Raw genomic sequence first — 15,787 nt, 5'->3', positions numbered from 1 at the left:
CCCGAACTGCCGGACCTGCCCGACCTGCCCGACCTGACGCTCGCGTCGGGCCCCGTGCCGCCCGCCGCGCTCGAGCCGCTGGACTGGCATGCCCCGGCGCCGTCCGGCGCCCCGAGGCCGACGACGATTTCGCGTCGACCGACTTCATCGACTTCGACGCCAAGCAGACCACCGAGCCGGCCCCGCTGCTGAGCCTGCCCAGCGGCGACGAGTACGACTTCCTGGCGCCGGTGAAGATGCCGGCGCGCGCGGAACCCGTGGCTGCCGCCGAACCCGACCCGCTCGAGTTCGTCGTGCCCGAAACCGGAACCGAACCCGAACCGTCGCCCGGCATCGAAGCCGCGCTGCCGACCGCGACCAGCCTGCCCGACCTCGCCTGGGAGCCCGAGCCCGAGCCGCTGCATGTGCAGCCGGGCGAGCCCGAGATCATCGAAGCCGTGGCACCGCCGGTGCATGAAGAAGAAGCGCCGGTTTCCGAGCCCGAGCCCGAACCGCAACTGGCGGTCGCCGAGCCGGAGCCCGCGTCCGAGCTGGCAGTCGCGCCGGAACCCGAACCAGAACCCACACCCGAACCGGTGATCGCCGAAGTGGTCGCGCCCATCGTCGAAGCGCCCGCCGCGCCCGTCGAGCCGCAGATCCTCGTCGCCGACGACGTGCCCGAACCCGTCGTGGCCCATGCGGAGCATGCGGCCCCCGAGGTTTCGGAGGCGCCCGTGCCGGCCCCGGAAGCCGTCCAGGAAATCGCCGTTGCCTCCAGCGCCGAAGACCAGGTCAAGGTGATCGGTCCGCTGCGCATCGGCATCCAGCTCTACAACGTCTACCTCAACGAAGCCGACGAATGGTCGCGCCAGTTGGCCACCGACGTGGGCGAGTGGGCGCTCGAATCGCACGAGCGCCTGCCCGACTCGACCGTGGCGTTGGCCCACTCGCTGGCCGGCAGTTCGGCCACCGTCGGTTTCCACAGCCTGTCGGGCATGGCCCGCCTGCTCGAATCGGCGCTGCAGCACCTGCAGATGCAGGGCAGCGGCACGCGTGAGCAGGGCATGGTGTTGGTGGCCGCCGCCGACGAGCTGCGCCGCCTGCTGCACCAGTTCGCGGTCGGCTTCCTGCGCGACCCGGCCGAAGGCACGCTGCAGGCGCTGCGCGACATCGCCAATTCGCCGATGCCCACCGAGATCGCCATGCGCGCCGAAGCCCGGCCGCTGCACCAGGTGGTGTCGAGCGACACCATCGCCGACGTGGCGCTGGACGATTCCGAAGACGCCATCGACCTGGCCGACGCGGTCGACGTCGACCTGTTCCCGATCTTCGAGGAAGAGGCTGCCGACCTGCTGCCCCAGCTGGGCGAATCGCTGCGCCAGTGGGCGCACCACCCCGACGACAGCGCGCCGCGCGCCTCGGTGCTGCGCACGCTGCACACGCTCAAGGGCAGCGCGCGCCTGGCCGGCGCCATGCGCCTGGGCGAACGCGCGCACCGCATGGAGTCCGAGATCGAACTCCTGGGTTCGCAGGGCGCCGAGCGTGCCGACATCGAAAAGCTGCTCGGCCGCCTCGACGCGCTGCAGGCCACCTTCGACGCGCTGCGCGCGGCCGACGACGCCACGCAGGTCGAACTGGCCCAGCTCGTGGCTTCGGCCAGCGCCTCGGCGCCGGCGGCCCAGCTGGTGCATGTTTCGCCCGACGCCGGCCTGCCGGCGAACGATGAAACCGCCGCGCCTGTTTTCGGCAACGAAGACGACACGGCCGAAGATGCCGCACACGCCGCGCCCACGACGCTGCAACCGCGCCCGGCGCCCGCGCTGCTCGCACCGCTGCGCGCCGCATCGGGCCAGGCCGTGCGCATTCGCACCCAGCTGCTCGACCGCCTGGTCGCGCAGACCGGCGAGGTCATCATCACGCGTTCGCGCCTGGAGGCCGAACTGGGCCAGCTGCGTGGCTCGCTGTCCGACCTCACGGGCAACCTGGACCGCCTGCGCCAGCAGTTGCGCGACATCGAAGTGCAGGCCGAAAGCCAGATGCAGTCGCGCCTGGCGCAAGCCAAGGACTCGCAGCAGAGCTTCGACCCGCTGGAGTTCGACCGCTTCACCCGCGTGCAGGAACTGACCCGCATGATGGCCGAGTCGGTGAACGACGTGGCCACCGTGCAGCGCACCCTGCAGAAGACGGTGCAGGCCACGGAAGACGACCTCAGCGTGCAGGCGCGCCAGACGCGCGAACTGCAGCGCGGCCTGCTGCGCACGCGCATGGTGGAGTTCGAAGGCATTTCCGATCGCCTCTACCGCGTGGTGCGCCAGGCCTCGAAGGACACCGGCAAGCAGGTGCGCCTGGACATCGTCGGCGGCTCCATCGAAATGGACCGCGGCGTGCTGGACCGCATGACGCCCGCCTTCGAGCACTTGCTGCGCAACTGCGTGGCCCACGGCATCGAAGACGCCGCGGCGCGCGAGAAGGCCGGCAAGGACGCCAGCGGCCTGATCGTCATCGACCTGCACCATGAAGGCAACGACGTCTCGGTGAGCTTCCGCGACGACGGCGCGGGCCTCGACCAGAAGCGCATCGCCGAGCGCGCCCGCGTTCTGGGCCTGCTCGGCCACGACCAGGAACTGTCGGCCGAAGAAGCCACCGAGCTGATCTTCAAGCCCGGTTTCTCGACCGCCGGACAGGTGTCCGAGCTGGCCGGCCGCGGCATCGGCATGGACGTGGTGCGCGCGCAGATCGCGGCGCTCGGCGGCCGTATCGAAACGCACAGCACGCCGGGCCAGGGCACCACCTTCAAGCTGGTGCTGCCGCTGACCACCGCCGTGACGCACGTGGTGATGCTGCGCGCGGGCGAGGTGTCGATCGGCGTGCCGTCGAACCTGGTGGAACTGGTGCAGCGCGTGAGCGGCTCCGACCTGGAAGCCGCCTACCTGCACAACAGCCATCCGTTCGGCAGCGAACAGGTGCCGTTCTACTGGGCCGGCGCGCTGCTGCAGGCCTCGACCCGCGGCGAACACGCGGCGCCCAAGAACAACACGCTGGTCGTCGTGCGAAGCGCGGCACAGCGCGTGGCGCTGCACGTGGACGAAGTGCTGGGCAACCAGGAAGTCGTGGTGAAGAACCTCGGCCCGCAGCTGGCGCGGCTGCCCGGACTGGCCGGCATCTCGGTGCTGGCCTCGGGCGCGGTGGCGCTGATCTACAACCCGGTGGCGCTGGCCGCGGTGCACGGCGAGCAGGCGCGCGAGCGCCAGGCCGCCGCGCTGGCCGCAGCACCGGCGAATGCCGCATCGGCCGAGCACGGCGCGCCGCAGGAGCCGTTGCCGGTGCTGGCCCCCGTGGCACCGCAAGTGCCGCTGGTGCTGGTGGTGGACGACTCCATCACCGTGCGCCGCGTCACGCAGCGTCTGCTGCAGCGCGAAGGCTATCGCGTGTCGCTCGCGGCCGACGGCCTGCAGGCGCTCGAGCGCCTGCAGCAGGAGCGCCCGGCGGTGGTGCTGTCGGACATCGAGATGCCGCGCATGGACGGCTTCGACCTGGCCCGCAACATCCGCGCCGACGCGGCCCTGGCCGAGCTGCCGATCATCATGATCACCTCGCGCATCGCCGAGAAGCACCGCGACTACGCGCGCACGCTGGGCGTGAACCACTACCTGGGCAAGCCGTATTCGGAAGAAGAGCTGCTGCGCCTGGTGCGTGCCTACACGAGCGAGCCGGCGCTGGCGGCCGCGGCCTGACATCTGTCGGGCGCCACCTCGCGCGTTCAGCGCGCGTGCATGCAAAAGGGGCCTTCGCGGCCCCTTTTTATTTTGCAGCGCCTTCGCTCGCGCCACCCCGTAGCGCTGCAGCGTCTTCTCGCGCGCCTCGGTGTGGTCGACCACCGGCTTGGGGTAGTTCTCGCCGAGCTTGATGCCCGCCGCCTCCAGCTCCACCGGCGTGGCGTTCCACGGCGCGTGGATGGCCGCGTTCGACAGCCCCGCCAGCTGCGGCAGGTAGCGGCGGATGAACTTGCCTTCGGGGTCGAAGCGCTCGCTCTGCGTCACCGGGTTGAAGATGCGGAAATAGGGCTGCGCGTCGCAGCCGCTGGAGCTGGCCCACTGCCAGCCGCCGTTGTTCGACGCCAGCTCGAAGTCGTTCAGGTGCAGCGCGAAGTAGGCCTCGCCGCGCCGCCAGTCCAGCCCCAGGTCCTTGCACAAAAAGCTCGCGACCACCATGCGCAGGCGGTTGTGCATGTAGCCGCTCTGGTTGATCTGCAGCATGGCCGCGTCCACCAGCGGGTAGCCGGTGCGGCCTTCGCACCAGGCCTCGAACAGCTGGTCGGCGTGCTTGCCGTGGTGCCACTGGATCTTGTCGTACTCGGGGCGGAAGCTCTTCGACTCGCCGCCCGTGTGCACGTGGGGAAAGTGCATCAGGATCTGGAAGTAGAAGTCGCGCCAGATCAGCTCGCTGAGCCAGGTCGCCGCGCCCGCATTGCCCTGCAGCGAGAGCTGGTGCGCCAGGCTGGCCATCTGCCGGATCGACACCGTGCCGAAGCGCAGGTGCACGCCCATGTAGCTGGGGCCGCGCACCGCCGGAAAGTTGCGCGCCTCGTCGTAGCGGTCGATGCGCTCGAAGAAGTCTTCGAACAGCGTGCCCGCGCCCTGGGTGCCCGTGGGAATCTCGAGCGTCGACAGGTTGCTTTTCTCGAAGCCGATTTCGCGCAGCGTGGGCACCGGCTCGCCGTAGGCCTGGGGCGAGGGCGCCAGCGCGTCGGCATGGCTGCGCACCGGGTACGACTTGAGGAAGAACGAGTCGACCTTGGCCAGCCAGGCCCGCTTGTAGGGCGTGAACACCGTGTAGGGCTGGCCGGTCTTGGTCATGACCTCGTCGCGGTCGAAGACGGTCGAGTCCTTGTAGGTGTGAAAGGTCACGCCGGCATTGGCCAGCGCGCCGAACACCTTGGCGTCGCGCTCCAGCGCGTCGGGCTCGTCGTCGCGGTTGGCGAACACGGCCTGCACGTCCAGGTCGTGGGCCAGCGCGGGAATCTCGTGCGCCGCGATGCCGTGCCGCACGATCAGCCCGCCGCCCAGCGCGCGCAGCTCGGCTTCGAGCTCCACCAGCGACTCGCGGATGAATTCCACCCGCCGGTCGACCGTGGGCAGCGCATCGAGAATCGCCTTGTCGAAGACGAAAACGCAGACCACCTGGCGGCAGGCGCGAAGGGCACGGTAGAGGGCGGCGTTGTCGTCCACGCGCAGGTCGCGGCGGAACCACATGAGCTTTGGGATAGGTCTTGTCGACGGCCAGTAAAATCGGGGGCATATGGCTGCCGATTCTGCCCCGATGAACCTCACGCATCACTTTTTGATAGCGATGCCCGGGATGGAAGACAAAACTTTCAACCGCAGCGTCGTGTACCTCTGCGAACACAGCGAGCGCGGCGCGCTCGGGCTGGTGATCAACAAACCCAGCGACATCAACCTGAAGGTGCTGTTCGAAAAAATCGAGCTGCACCTGGCCCGCCCCGAACTGGGCGAGGCCCCCGTCTTCCAGGGCGGCCCCGTGCAGACCGAGCGCGGCTTCGTGCTGCACGAGCCGGTCTTCACCCAGGCCGAGAAACCCGAGGAGTCGGTCTACGCCTCGACCATGAGCATCCCAGGCGGGCTCGAAATGACCACCTCCAAGGACGTGCTGGAGGCCCTGGCCACCGGCGCCGGCCCGCGCAAGGTGCTGGTCTCGCTGGGCTATTCGGCCTGGGGCGAGGGCCAGCTCGAGTCGGAACTGGCCGAGAACAGCTGGCTCACCGTCGGCGCCGACCCGGCCGTGATCTTCGACACCCCGGTCGAGCAGCGCTACGACAAGGCGCTGATGCTGCTGGGCCTGGAGGCCTGGAAGCTGTCGCCCGACGCGGGCCACGCATGAGCGACGTCATGTCCGACGCGCCCGCATCCCCTCCCGCTTCCGTTCCTGCCGTCCCTGCTCCGGTTCCCGTTCCGGCCCATTTCCAGACCTTCCTGGCCTTCGATTTCGGCCTGAAGCGCACGGGCGTGGCCAGCGGCAACCGGTTGCTGAGCACGGCCACCCCGCAGGCCACCATCAAGGCCGAGGGCGACGCCCGCTTTGCGCAGGTCGAGGCGCGCATCAAGGAGTGGCAGCCCGACGCGCTGGTGATCGGCGTGCCCTACCACCCCGACGGCGCCCCGCACGAGAACACCCGCCGCGCGCAGAAGTTCGCGCGCCAGCTGCGCGGCCGTTTCAATCTCCAGGTGTTCGAGGTCGACGAGCGCTACAGCACCACCGAGGCCCTGTCGTCGGGCGCGCGCGATGCCGATGCTGCTTCGGCCTGCATCATCCTGGAGCAATTCTTGAGGAGTCTCACGTGAGTTCAATTCCCGATGCCGAAGCGCTCTACACCCAGCTGCTTGCCGGCGTGAAGACGCTGATGCGCCCCGAAACCAAGCTGGTCGGCATCACCTCCGGCGGCGCCTGGCTGGTCGAGCGGCTGCAAAAAGACCTGGGCCTGGGCGGCGCGCCCGGCGTCATCTCGTCGGCCATGCACCGCGACGACTTCGCGCGCCGGGGCCTGTCGGCCAGCGCGCAGACCGCGCTGCCCTTCGACGTGAACGGCACCGACGTGCTGCTGCTCGACGACGTGCTCTACACCGGCCGCACCATCCGCGCCGTGCTCAACGAACTGTTCGACTTCGGCCGCCCGGCGTGCGTGCGCCTGGCGGTGCTGGTCGACCGTGGCGGTCGCGAACTGCCCGTGGCGGCCGACTTCGCCGCCACCACGCTCACCTTGCCGGCCACCCAGTTGCTGGCACTCGCACGCGCCGACGACGGCGCCTTCAGCCTGAAGGTCGAGGAGAACCGCTGATGCTCTACAAGCGAAATCCGCAGCTCAACAAGAACGGCGAGCTCATTCACCTGCTGTCGATCGAGGGCCTGCCCAAGGACATCGTCACGCACATCCTCGACACGGCCGCCAACTTCACGAGCGTGAGCGACCGCGAGGTGAAGAAGGTGCCGCTGCTGCGCGGCAAGAGCGTGTTCAACCTGTTCTTCGAGAACAGCACGCGCACCCGCACCACCTTCGAGATCGCGGCCAAGCGCCTGAGTGCCGACGTCATCAACCTGGACATCGCGCGCTCCTCGGCCACCAAGGGCGAGTCGCTGCTGGACACCATCGCCAACCTGAGCGCCATGGCCGCCGACCTGTTCGTGGTGCGCCACAGCGAGTCGGGCGCGCCGTACCTGATCGCGCAGCACGTGGCACCCCACGTGCACGTGGTGAACGCCGGCGACGGCCGCCACGCGCACCCCACGCAGGGGCTGCTCGACATGTACACGATCCGCCACTACAAGAAAGACTTTGCGAACCTCACGGTCGCGATCGTCGGCGACGTGCTGCATTCGCGCGTGGCGCGTTCGGACATCCATGCATTGACCACGCTGGGCTGCGCCGAGGTGCGCGTGGTCGGCCCCAAGACCCTCGTGCCGAGCGACATGGCCGGCATGGGCGTGCGCGTGTGCCACACGCTCGAAGAGGGCATCAAGGACTGCGACGTCATCATCATGCTGCGCCTGCAGAACGAGCGCATGAGCGGCGCGCTGCTGCCGTCGTCGCAGGAGTTCTTCAAGACTTACGGCCTCACGCCCGAGAAGCTGCAGCTGGCCAAGAGCGACGCCATCGTGATGCACCCGGGGCCGATCAATCGCGGCGTGGAAATCGATTCGGCCGTGGTCGACGGCCGCCAGAGCGTGATCCTTCCGCAGGTCACTTTCGGCATCGCGGTCCGAATGGCCGTCATGAGCATCGTGGCAGGAAACGAAGCATGAACACACTGATCACCAACGGCCGCGTCGTCGATCCCGCATCGGGCACCGACAGGAAGGCCGACATCGCCATCGCCGACGGCAAGATCGCCGGCATCGGCGGCAATGTGCCCGCCGGCTTCAAGGCCGAGCGCACCATCGACGCCACGGGCTGCGTCGTCGCGCCCGGCCTGGTCGACCTGGCCGCGCGCCTGCGCGAGCCCGGCTACGAGCACGAAGGCATGCTCGAAAGCGAAATGGCCGCGGCCATTGCCGGCGGCGTGACCAGCCTTGTGTGCCCGCCCGACACCGACCCCGTGCTCGACGAGCCCGGCCTGGTCGAGATGCTCAAGTTCCGTGCAGAGAAGCTGCAGTGCGCGCGCCTGTTCCCGCTGGGTGCGCTCACGCGCGGCCTGGCCGGCGGCGTGCTCACCGAAATGGCCGAGCTCACCGAAGCCGGCTGCATCGGCTTCAGCCAGGCCGACGTGGCGCTGGCCGACACGCAGGTGCTGCAGCGCGCGCTGCTCTACGCCAGCACCTTCGACTACACCGTGTGGCTGCGCCCGCAAGACCGCGACCTGGGCAAGGGCGTGGCCGCCAGCGGCCCGCTCGCCACGCGGCTCGGCCTGGCCGGCGTGCCGGTGTCGGCCGAGACCATTGCCATCTTCACCATCATCGAGCTGATGAAGAGCACGGGCGCCCGCGTGCACCTGTGCCGCATTTCCAGCGCGCGCGGCGTGGCGCTGGTGCGCGAAGCCAAGGCGCTGGGCCTGCCGCTGACCTGCGACGTCAGCATCAACTCGCTGCACCTGGCCGACACCGACATCGGCTACTTCGACAGCCGTGCCCGCCTGAACCCGCCGCTGCGCCAGCACGGCGACCGCGAGGCCCTGTCGGCCGCGCTGGCCGACGGCACCATCGACGCGCTGGTGTCCGACCACACGCCGGTCGAGGCCGACGCCAAGACCCTGCCTTTCGCCGAAGCCGAAGCGGGCGCCACCGGGCTCGAGCTGCTGCTGCCGCTCGCGCTGCAGTGGGGCGAGCGCAGCGGCGTCGGCCTGGCGCGCGCGGTCGAAGTCATCACCTCGGCGCCGGCGCGCCTGCTGGCGGCCGCCGACGCGGGCACCGGCATCGGCCGGCTGTCCGAAGGCGGCGTGGCCGACCTGTGCATCTTCGATCCCACGCTGGAGTGGCAGGTGCGGCCCGATGCGCTCAAGAGCCAGGGCAAGCACACGCCGTTCGCCGGCTACCCGGTGCAAGGCCGCGCGCGCCACACGCTGGTGGCCGGCCGCGTGGTGCACGGCTGAGGCCCCCGGGGCGCACGTCCAGATGCTTCATTCACTGAAAGCCTGCTCGCGTCTGCTGCACGCGGTGGGGCACGCGCTGGTCGGCTGGTGGACCATTCGCCGCACCTTTCCCAGCCTGCCGCAGGAAGAGCGCAATGCGCGCGTGCAGGCGTGGTCGGTGCGCATGCTCCAGATCATGGGCATCACGCTCAAGGTGCAGGGCACGCCGCCTGCCCAGGGGCCGGTGCTGCTCATCTGCAACCACCTGTCGTGGCTCGACATCACCTGCCTGCATGCGGCGCGCCACGTGCGCTTCGTGTCGAAGTCGGACGTCAAGAACTGGCCGCTGATCGGCACGCTTTCCACCGGCTCGGGCACGCTCTACATCGAGCGCGAGCGCCGCCGCGACGCACTGCGCGTGGTGCATCACATGACCGAGGCGCTGCGCGAAGGCGACCTGATCGGCGTCTTCCCCGAAGGCACCACCAGCGACGGGCGCGGCCTGCTGCCGTTCCATGCCAACTTGCTGCAGGCCGCCATTTCGTCGGGCGCGCCGGTGCTGCCGGCCGCGCTTCGTTTTGCCGATGCCGCCACCGGCGAGACCAGCCAGGCCCCGCGCTACATCGACGACGACAGCCTCGTGGCCTCGCTGTGGAACACGCTGCGCGCGCCGCCGCTGCTGGCCATCGTGCGCTTCGGCGAGCCGCAGGACTCGCATGGCCGCGACCGCCGCGAATGGGCCCAGTCGCTGCATGAAGACGTGCAGCAGCTGCGCCGCGAAACGCACTGACGCACCATCACCGGCCGGGCCAAAAAAGCGCCCCGCAAGAGGGGCGCTGAACGGCGCGGATGCGCCGTGAGGAGGAACCGTTTGCTGGCTGGTTGCCTGGCCGAGGGGCGAGTGGTCGGGTTCAGAGAATGCCGAAGACCTTCAGTCCGATGATCACGATCAACGGCACGCCGCAAAGCCAAAGGATGATGCTTTTCATGATTCAGGTCTCCGGTGAATAGGTAAGCCTGAAGGGTGGCCGCCCACGCGGCCCACACATGCGGGAAAAAGCTAGACAAGCGCGTGGGCGCGTGCCTACACGTGCTCGGGGTCGGTGTCCGGCGCGTCCGGTTCGCCCTTCGAGCGGAACGCGCCGGGCTGCTGGTTGGTCCAGCGCTTGAAGGCCTGCCTGAAGTTGGAGCCGTCGCTGAACCCCAGCCGGGCCGCGATTTCTTCCTGCGTCATGTCCGTGTCGCGCAGGTAGGCAATGGCCTGGTCCATCAGCACGTCGGAGCGCAGTCCGCGAAACGACGTGCCCGCCTCCTTGAGCTTGCGCTGCAGCGTGCGCGGGTTCATTTCGAGTTCGTCCGCGACCTCCTCGACGTCGAGCGCGGGCTTTTCCGCCGACTGCTCCCGAAGCAGCTCGCGCACGCGCGACTCGATGCTGCCGCGGGCCGAGAGTTTTTTCAGCAGCACGTCGCAGCCGATGCGCACCATCGTCATGCTGATGGCGTTGGCATTCGGCAGCTTGCGCTCGAGAAACGCGGGGTCGAAATAGAAGCTGTCCGCCGGCTGGCCGAAGCGCACGGGACAGCCGAAGAACCGCGTGTACAGGTGCGCGTGCGCGGGCGCGTCGTACCGCAGCGAAACCAAGCGCGGCCTGAACTCGGGGCCGAAGGCGATTTCGGACAGCTTGTACGCCATGCAGATGGTGAATTCCATCGACAGCTGGTATTCGGCGCTTTGCGGGTCCGAAACCAGCAGTGGCGTGTACGTCCACCAGGCGTTGCCGCCGCCCTCGTGGCAGTCGAACGCGACCATCGGGCCCAGCACCCACTGGTACTTGACCACGAACTCCGACAGCTCACGGTAGGTGCGCGCGCTCGTCATGCCCATGCCCCACACGCCCAGCGAGGCAAGGCTGACCCGCAGCCCCGCCAGGAACGCCGCCTCCGGCCCGGGCGACAGCGCCACCGAGTTGCGAAGAATGGTCTGCATCTGCGCATACGAGACCTTGCGCGAATGCGACAGCAGCTCGCTTTCGTCGATGCCGGTGCCCCGCAGCATTTCGGCCGGGGACGCGCCGCTTTGCGACAACGCCATCACGCACGCGGCCGTGCCGTGCATCGGGAAGCAGCGGTCTTCCAGCCTGGTGATCAGGCTGCGGCGGTTTCCGAACCTCATATGCGCCTGATGGGCCTCGTTGGTGGATGCGATTTGAAGGGCGTACAGCCCGATGTTTTTGCGCGGGCCTTGATTAAAAACAGACTTCGCATGCGCAAGATTAACCTTCGGGCGCAAAAAATCACATTTCTGCACGAAAACGGCATGAATCAGGCGCGAAGTTAATTGTTGTTTTCTATTCGACTGGGCATTAACCCTCGGAATTAATGCCCGGAATTTGAAAACGCTTGCTGCGGTGCACCTATGCACTCGCAATTTAACCGAGGCGTGTCGCGAAGGAACCTTTTGGCAGCCAAGCCGAAAGAAAAGAATCACCGTTCGGCAATTTCCAGGTTGCCACTTTAGTTCCCGTTTGTGCAACGCACAACAGAGCAGCGGTGGCAAATCTGGCGGTCCCCGCCGACCCCAAAACCGATCCGAATCGAACGCCAGATTTATTTGGCCGTTCGGCGCATCACGTCCGGCCATCAGCAATTCAATTCATCTGAAATTCATGACGACGATCACCATTACCGCCAAGAAAAGCGCAGCCAGCAGCACTTCTTCATTGAACGATATCCAGCTGGTCGAGGCCTCCGTGGTGCAGATCCGCATGCCGCGCAGCCAGATCAAGGGCATGAAGCGCGTGGGCGACGATCTCGTCGTGACTTCGGTGGCCGGGGAGGTCATCACGGTGCATGGCTTCTTCACCGCGTTCGGCGGCGGCAAGAACGACCTCGTGTTTGAAGACTCCGACGCAAACGGCGCGCTCTGGCTGGCGTCGTTGTCCGACGCGCAGGGCGAACTGGTGGCGGGCTTCCAGGGCATCGACAGTATCGAGCCGCTGCTGCTGCACGAGAGCTTCGACCTCGGCATGTTGCCGTGGATCGCGGGCGCGGGCCTTCTGGCCAGTGCGGTGGGTGGCGGCGGCGGCGGTGGAAAGGGGGGCGCTGGTCCCCTGCCTCTGCTCCAGCCCGTGACGCCCGACACCACGCCGCCAACGGCACCCACCGTCAAGGTCACGGCCAACGCAACGGGCGCCGTCGTCGTCACCGGCCAGGCCGAGGCCGGCAGCACCGTCTCCGTGAACTTCCCCGACGGCACCGTCGTCAAGGTGATCGCGGGCAGCGACGGCAGCTTCAGCGCGACGTCGGCCGCTGGCCGGCAACCGGGCGGCAATGTCGTGGTGCATGCCACCGATCCGTCGGGCAACCAGGGGCCGGACACGGTGGTTCCGTTCGTCATGCGCGACATCGATGCGCCCGTGGCGCCGAGCGTTACCGTGAACAACGGAGCGGCCTTGGGCGGCAAGGGCGAGCCTGGCTCGACCGTTGCCGTCACGGACGACAAGGGCCACACCACGACGACCACGGTGGACAACAACGGCGACTGGAAAATCGTTCCCAACCCGGTGGGCGAGGGCCAGGGCGGCACCATCATCGCCACCGATCCGGCAGGCAATGTCTCGCCGCCGGTCGGCGTTGTCGGTGGCGACCACGTGGCGCCCGGCGCCCCGACCGTGGCCCCCACCAACGGCAGCATCGTTTCCGGCACCGCGGAAGCCGACAGCATCGTCACCGTCAAGGACGGCAAGGGCCAGACGATCGGCAGCGGCGCGGCAGACGGCAGCGGCCACTACAGCATCAAGCCGGGCGCGCCCTCGAGCGACGGCGACACGCTGAGCGTCACCGCCACCGACAAGGCCGGCAACCCCAGCGTACCCGCCACCGTCATCGTTGACGGCAAGGCCCCGCAAATCAGCGTTGCCTTCACTTCCGACACGAATGGCGACGGGCTGCTCAATGCAACCGAAGTCAAGGCGGGTGTCGGCGTCAAGGTCACGCTGGTGTCCGGCGCTGCCGTGGGCGATGTCATCACCGCCACCGGCGGCACCACCACCAAGACAGTCACGCTGTCCGCGGACGATGTGACCCGTGGCTCGGTGTCGATCGATCTTCCGGCGCCCACGGCAGACGGCCCGTATGTCGTCACCGTGAAGAGCAAGGACCTTGCAGGCAACGAAAGCACGGCCGCCGTGCAATCCGTGGTCGTGGACACCGTCAGCCCGGTCGATGGCTACCAGGTGGCCATCGTGGCCTACAACGACAACTTCGGTGTGGGGCTCGGCGACTTCGGCGCCGGCACCGTCACCAACGACGACAAGCCCATGCTCAAGGGCACGTCGTCGGGCCTCGTTGCGGGTGATTCGCTGCGCATCTATCGGGACGGGGTCCTGGTCGGCAGCGCCGAGGTGGCGGCCGACGACACGTGGACATACCAGTCGGAAGTGCTGGCCAACAGGAACGGCTATTCCTTCCAGGCGGCCATCGTGGATGCCGCGGGCAACGAAGGCCTGCGGTCCAACAACTTCGTGTTCTCGGTGTTCGTCGCGGGTGGAGCGTTGGAAGAGCACAGCGTGGCCATCACGGCCTTCGAAGACCACCAGGACCCGGGCACCGGCACGTTCCAGTCGGGCGCGGCCACGAACGATGCCAAGCCCGTGCTCAAGGGCACGCTCGACGGTCCGAGCCATGCCGACATCATTCGCATCTTCGAGAACGATGTCTTGCTCGGTACCGCCAGCATCCTGCCCGACAACAAGAGCTGGGAGTTCGCACTCGGCACCACGGCGGACGGCGTGCATACCTACGTTGCGCAATATCTCGACGGCGCCGGTGACAAGCTGGCCACGTCCACGCCGTTCGCCCTCGTCGTCGACACGCATGCGCCCAGCGCGGCGGACGGCTACAGCGTGGCCATCACGGCCTACACGGACGACGTGCCGCTGGCCACCGGCGACTTCGGCACGGGCACGAGCACCAACGACACCAAGCCGGTGCTCAAGGGCACGGTTGCGGGCCTGGTCCAGGGCGACGTGGTGCAAGTCTTCGAGGGCACGACCCTGCTGGGCACGGCCAGCGTGACGGGCCAGACATGGAGCTTCGCGCTGGCAGCAACGTCGGTCGGCGAGCACACCTACAGCGCCAGGATCGTCGATGCCGCAAGCAACGAAGGCATCACCTCGAACGCTTTTTCGCTGACTGTGGATGTGCAGGCTCCCGCACTGCCTACGGTCGACCCGACCAACGGCACCGTCGTCAGCGGCACGGCCGAAGCCGGCAGCAGCGTCGTCGTCAGCGACGGCGCGGGCAAGGCCATCGGCAGCGCCGTGGCCGATGTCAACGGCCACTACGAAATCAAGCCGGGCACGCCCTCGAACGACGGCGACACGCTGAGCGTCGTTTCCACCGACAAGGCCGGCAACGCCAGCACGCCCGCCACCGTCACGGTGGACGGCAAGGCCCCGGAAGTCAGCATCGCCATCGTTGCCGACGCCAATGGCGACGGCTTCATCAACAAGGCCGAGCTCGGCTCGGGCATTGGCGTGAAGGTCACGCTGGTGTCCGGCGCGGCGGTGGGCGATGTCATCACCGCCACCGGCGGCGGCACCACCAAGACCGTCACGCTGAGCGCGGACGACGTGACCCGTGGCTCGGTGTCGATCGACTTCCCGGTACCTTCGACGGACGGCCCCTTCGCGGTCACCGTGAAGAGCAAGGACATCGCGGGCAACGAAAGCTCGGTGACCAAGCAGGTCGTCGTCGACACGACCAGCCCGGTGGACGGCTACAAGGTGGCCGTCGTTTCCTACTACGACAACGTCGAAGCGCAGACCGGCGACTTCGGCCAGGGCACCATCACGAACGACCAGACGCCGTTGCTCAAGGGCACTTCGTCGGGGCTGGTGGCTGGCGATTTCCTGCACATCTACGAGGGAACGACCTTGTTGGGGAACGCCAAGGTCGGGGCCGATGGCACATGGAGCTATCAGCTGGACAAGCTGTCCAACAATGCCGCCCATTCGTTCCACGCCATCGTCGTGGACGCGGCCGGCAACGAGGGGCTGCGGTCCGCCGACTTCTCTTTCACGGTGGCCGCTCCCGAGGGGGATTCGGGCGACTTCGTGGTCGTGATCACGGGGTTCGAAGACAACGTGGCGCCGAACACCGGCATGCTCACGGACGGGAAAACCACCAACGACCCCAAGCCGGTGCTCCACGGCGTGCTCTCCGGGCCGGACCAAGGTGACTCCATCCTCATTCACGAGAACGGTGTGTTGCTGGGAACCGCGACGATCCTGGCCGACAAGAAGTCCTGGGAATTCAAGCTCGACACGGTGCCGGACGGCGCTCATGCCTACGTTGCGGAACTCTTTAGCGGTGCCGGCGACAAGATCACCAACTCCGATCCGTTCCAGCTCGTGGTCGACACGCATGCGCCTGTCGCACCGACCGTCGGCGTGAACAACGGCACTGGCATGGGTGGCATCGGCGAGCCCGGCTCTACCGTCACCATCAAGGGCGACAACGATCGGGTCACCACCACCACGGTGGACAAGAACGGCAACTGGCAGGTCACGCCGAATCCGGTAGGCGAAGGCCAGAAGGGCACCGTCACCGCGACCGATCCGGCCGGCAATGTCTCGCCGCCGGTCAGCGTCGTCGGCGGCGATCAGGTGGCACCTGTTGCGCCGACCGTCACCGTGAACAACGGCGCGGGCATAGGCGGCAAGGGCGAG

The 15,787-nt window shown here is 68.0% G+C and carries 9 protein-coding genes and 1 pseudogene; 8 read left to right on the top strand and 2 right to left on the bottom strand.

The genetic code is table 11. The features are described from left to right. A partial coding sequence (locus BMG07_RS34785; protein WP_269759694.1) for a response regulator occupies positions 1 to 3,713 on the top strand: 3,713 nt, incomplete at its 5' end. Positions 3,714 to 3,785: 72 nt separating this feature from the next. Here BMG07_RS34785 and BMG07_RS34780 read toward each other — a convergent pair. Continuing rightward, positions 3,786 to 5,277, bottom strand: a pseudogene (locus tag BMG07_RS34780) (deoxyribodipyrimidine photo-lyase); the annotation flags it as partial. Here BMG07_RS34780 and BMG07_RS34775 point away from each other — a divergent pair. The 6 genes from BMG07_RS34775 to BMG07_RS34750 are packed head-to-tail and all read left to right on the top strand — an operon-like array spanning position 5,278 to position 9,846. After that, positions 5,278 to 5,877, top strand: coding sequence for a YqgE/AlgH family protein (locus BMG07_RS34775; RefSeq protein WP_198088327.1), 600 nt, complete (start codon positions 5,278 to 5,280; stop codon positions 5,875 to 5,877). A gap of 8 nt (positions 5,878 to 5,885) precedes the next feature. Continuing rightward, positions 5,886 to 6,338: a Holliday junction resolvase RuvX gene (ruvX, locus tag BMG07_RS34770; RefSeq protein ID WP_198088328.1), complete on the top strand. Its 453-nt coding sequence runs from the start codon at positions 5,886 to 5,888 to the stop codon at positions 6,336 to 6,338. Then, a complete protein-coding gene (pyrR, locus tag BMG07_RS34765) occupies positions 6,335 to 6,832 on the top strand; it encodes a bifunctional pyr operon transcriptional regulator/uracil phosphoribosyltransferase PyrR (RefSeq protein ID WP_198088326.1) in 498 nt (165 codons plus the stop codon). The genes ruvX and pyrR overlap by 4 nt, the downstream gene beginning before the upstream one ends. Beyond that, positions 6,832 to 7,794 (top strand): aspartate carbamoyltransferase catalytic subunit, encoded by a 963-nt coding sequence (locus tag BMG07_RS34760; protein ID WP_198088325.1) that lies wholly within the window; start codon positions 6,832 to 6,834, stop codon positions 7,792 to 7,794. The genes pyrR and BMG07_RS34760 overlap by 1 nt, the downstream gene beginning before the upstream one ends. Then, positions 7,791 to 9,077, top strand: a complete 1,287-nt coding sequence (locus BMG07_RS34755; protein WP_198088324.1) for a dihydroorotase — start codon at positions 7,791 to 7,793, stop codon at positions 9,075 to 9,077. The genes BMG07_RS34760 and BMG07_RS34755 overlap by 4 nt, the downstream gene beginning before the upstream one ends. A gap of 22 nt (positions 9,078 to 9,099) precedes the next feature. Then, on the top strand, positions 9,100 to 9,846 hold the full coding sequence (locus BMG07_RS34750; protein ID WP_198088323.1) for a 1-acyl-sn-glycerol-3-phosphate acyltransferase: 747 nt from the start codon (positions 9,100 to 9,102) through the stop codon (positions 9,844 to 9,846). 294 nt (positions 9,847 to 10,140) lie between these two features. On the opposite strand, the gene BMG07_RS34745 is transcribed toward BMG07_RS34750, so the two are convergent. Then, positions 10,141 to 11,229, bottom strand: a complete 1,089-nt coding sequence (locus tag BMG07_RS34745) for an AraC family transcriptional regulator (RefSeq protein ID WP_198088322.1) — start codon at positions 11,227 to 11,229, stop codon at positions 10,141 to 10,143. 493 nt (positions 11,230 to 11,722) lie between these two features. Between BMG07_RS34745 and BMG07_RS34740 the strand changes: the two genes are divergently transcribed. Further along, positions 11,723 to 15,787: Ig-like domain-containing protein (locus BMG07_RS34740; protein WP_198088321.1), on the top strand; the 4,065-nt coding region annotated here is incomplete at its 3' end.

This window comes from Variovorax sp. E3 (genome assembly GCF_016082275.1).
Taxonomy (GTDB): domain Bacteria; phylum Pseudomonadota; class Gammaproteobacteria; order Burkholderiales; family Burkholderiaceae_C; genus Variovorax.
The sequence above is the reverse complement of the archived record's forward strand: the minus strand, read 5'-3'. Positions and strand labels throughout refer to the sequence as shown.

Coding starts and splice junctions, on each gene's coding strand:
- ruvX (WP_198088328.1), top strand. CDS start 5,886: ATGTCCGACGCGCCCGCATCCCCTCCCGCTTCCGTTCCTGCCGTCCCT.
- BMG07_RS34775 (WP_198088327.1), top strand. CDS start 5,278: ATGGCTGCCGATTCTGCCCCGATGAACCTCACGCATCACTTTTTGATA.
- BMG07_RS34755 (WP_198088324.1), top strand. CDS start 7,791: ATGAACACACTGATCACCAACGGCCGCGTCGTCGATCCCGCATCGGGC.
- BMG07_RS34750 (WP_198088323.1), top strand. CDS start 9,100: ATGCTTCATTCACTGAAAGCCTGCTCGCGTCTGCTGCACGCGGTGGGG.
- BMG07_RS34745 (WP_198088322.1), bottom strand. CDS start 11,229: ATGAGGTTCGGAAACCGCCGCAGCCTGATCACCAGGCTGGAAGACCGC.
- BMG07_RS34760 (WP_198088325.1), top strand. CDS start 6,832: ATGCTCTACAAGCGAAATCCGCAGCTCAACAAGAACGGCGAGCTCATT.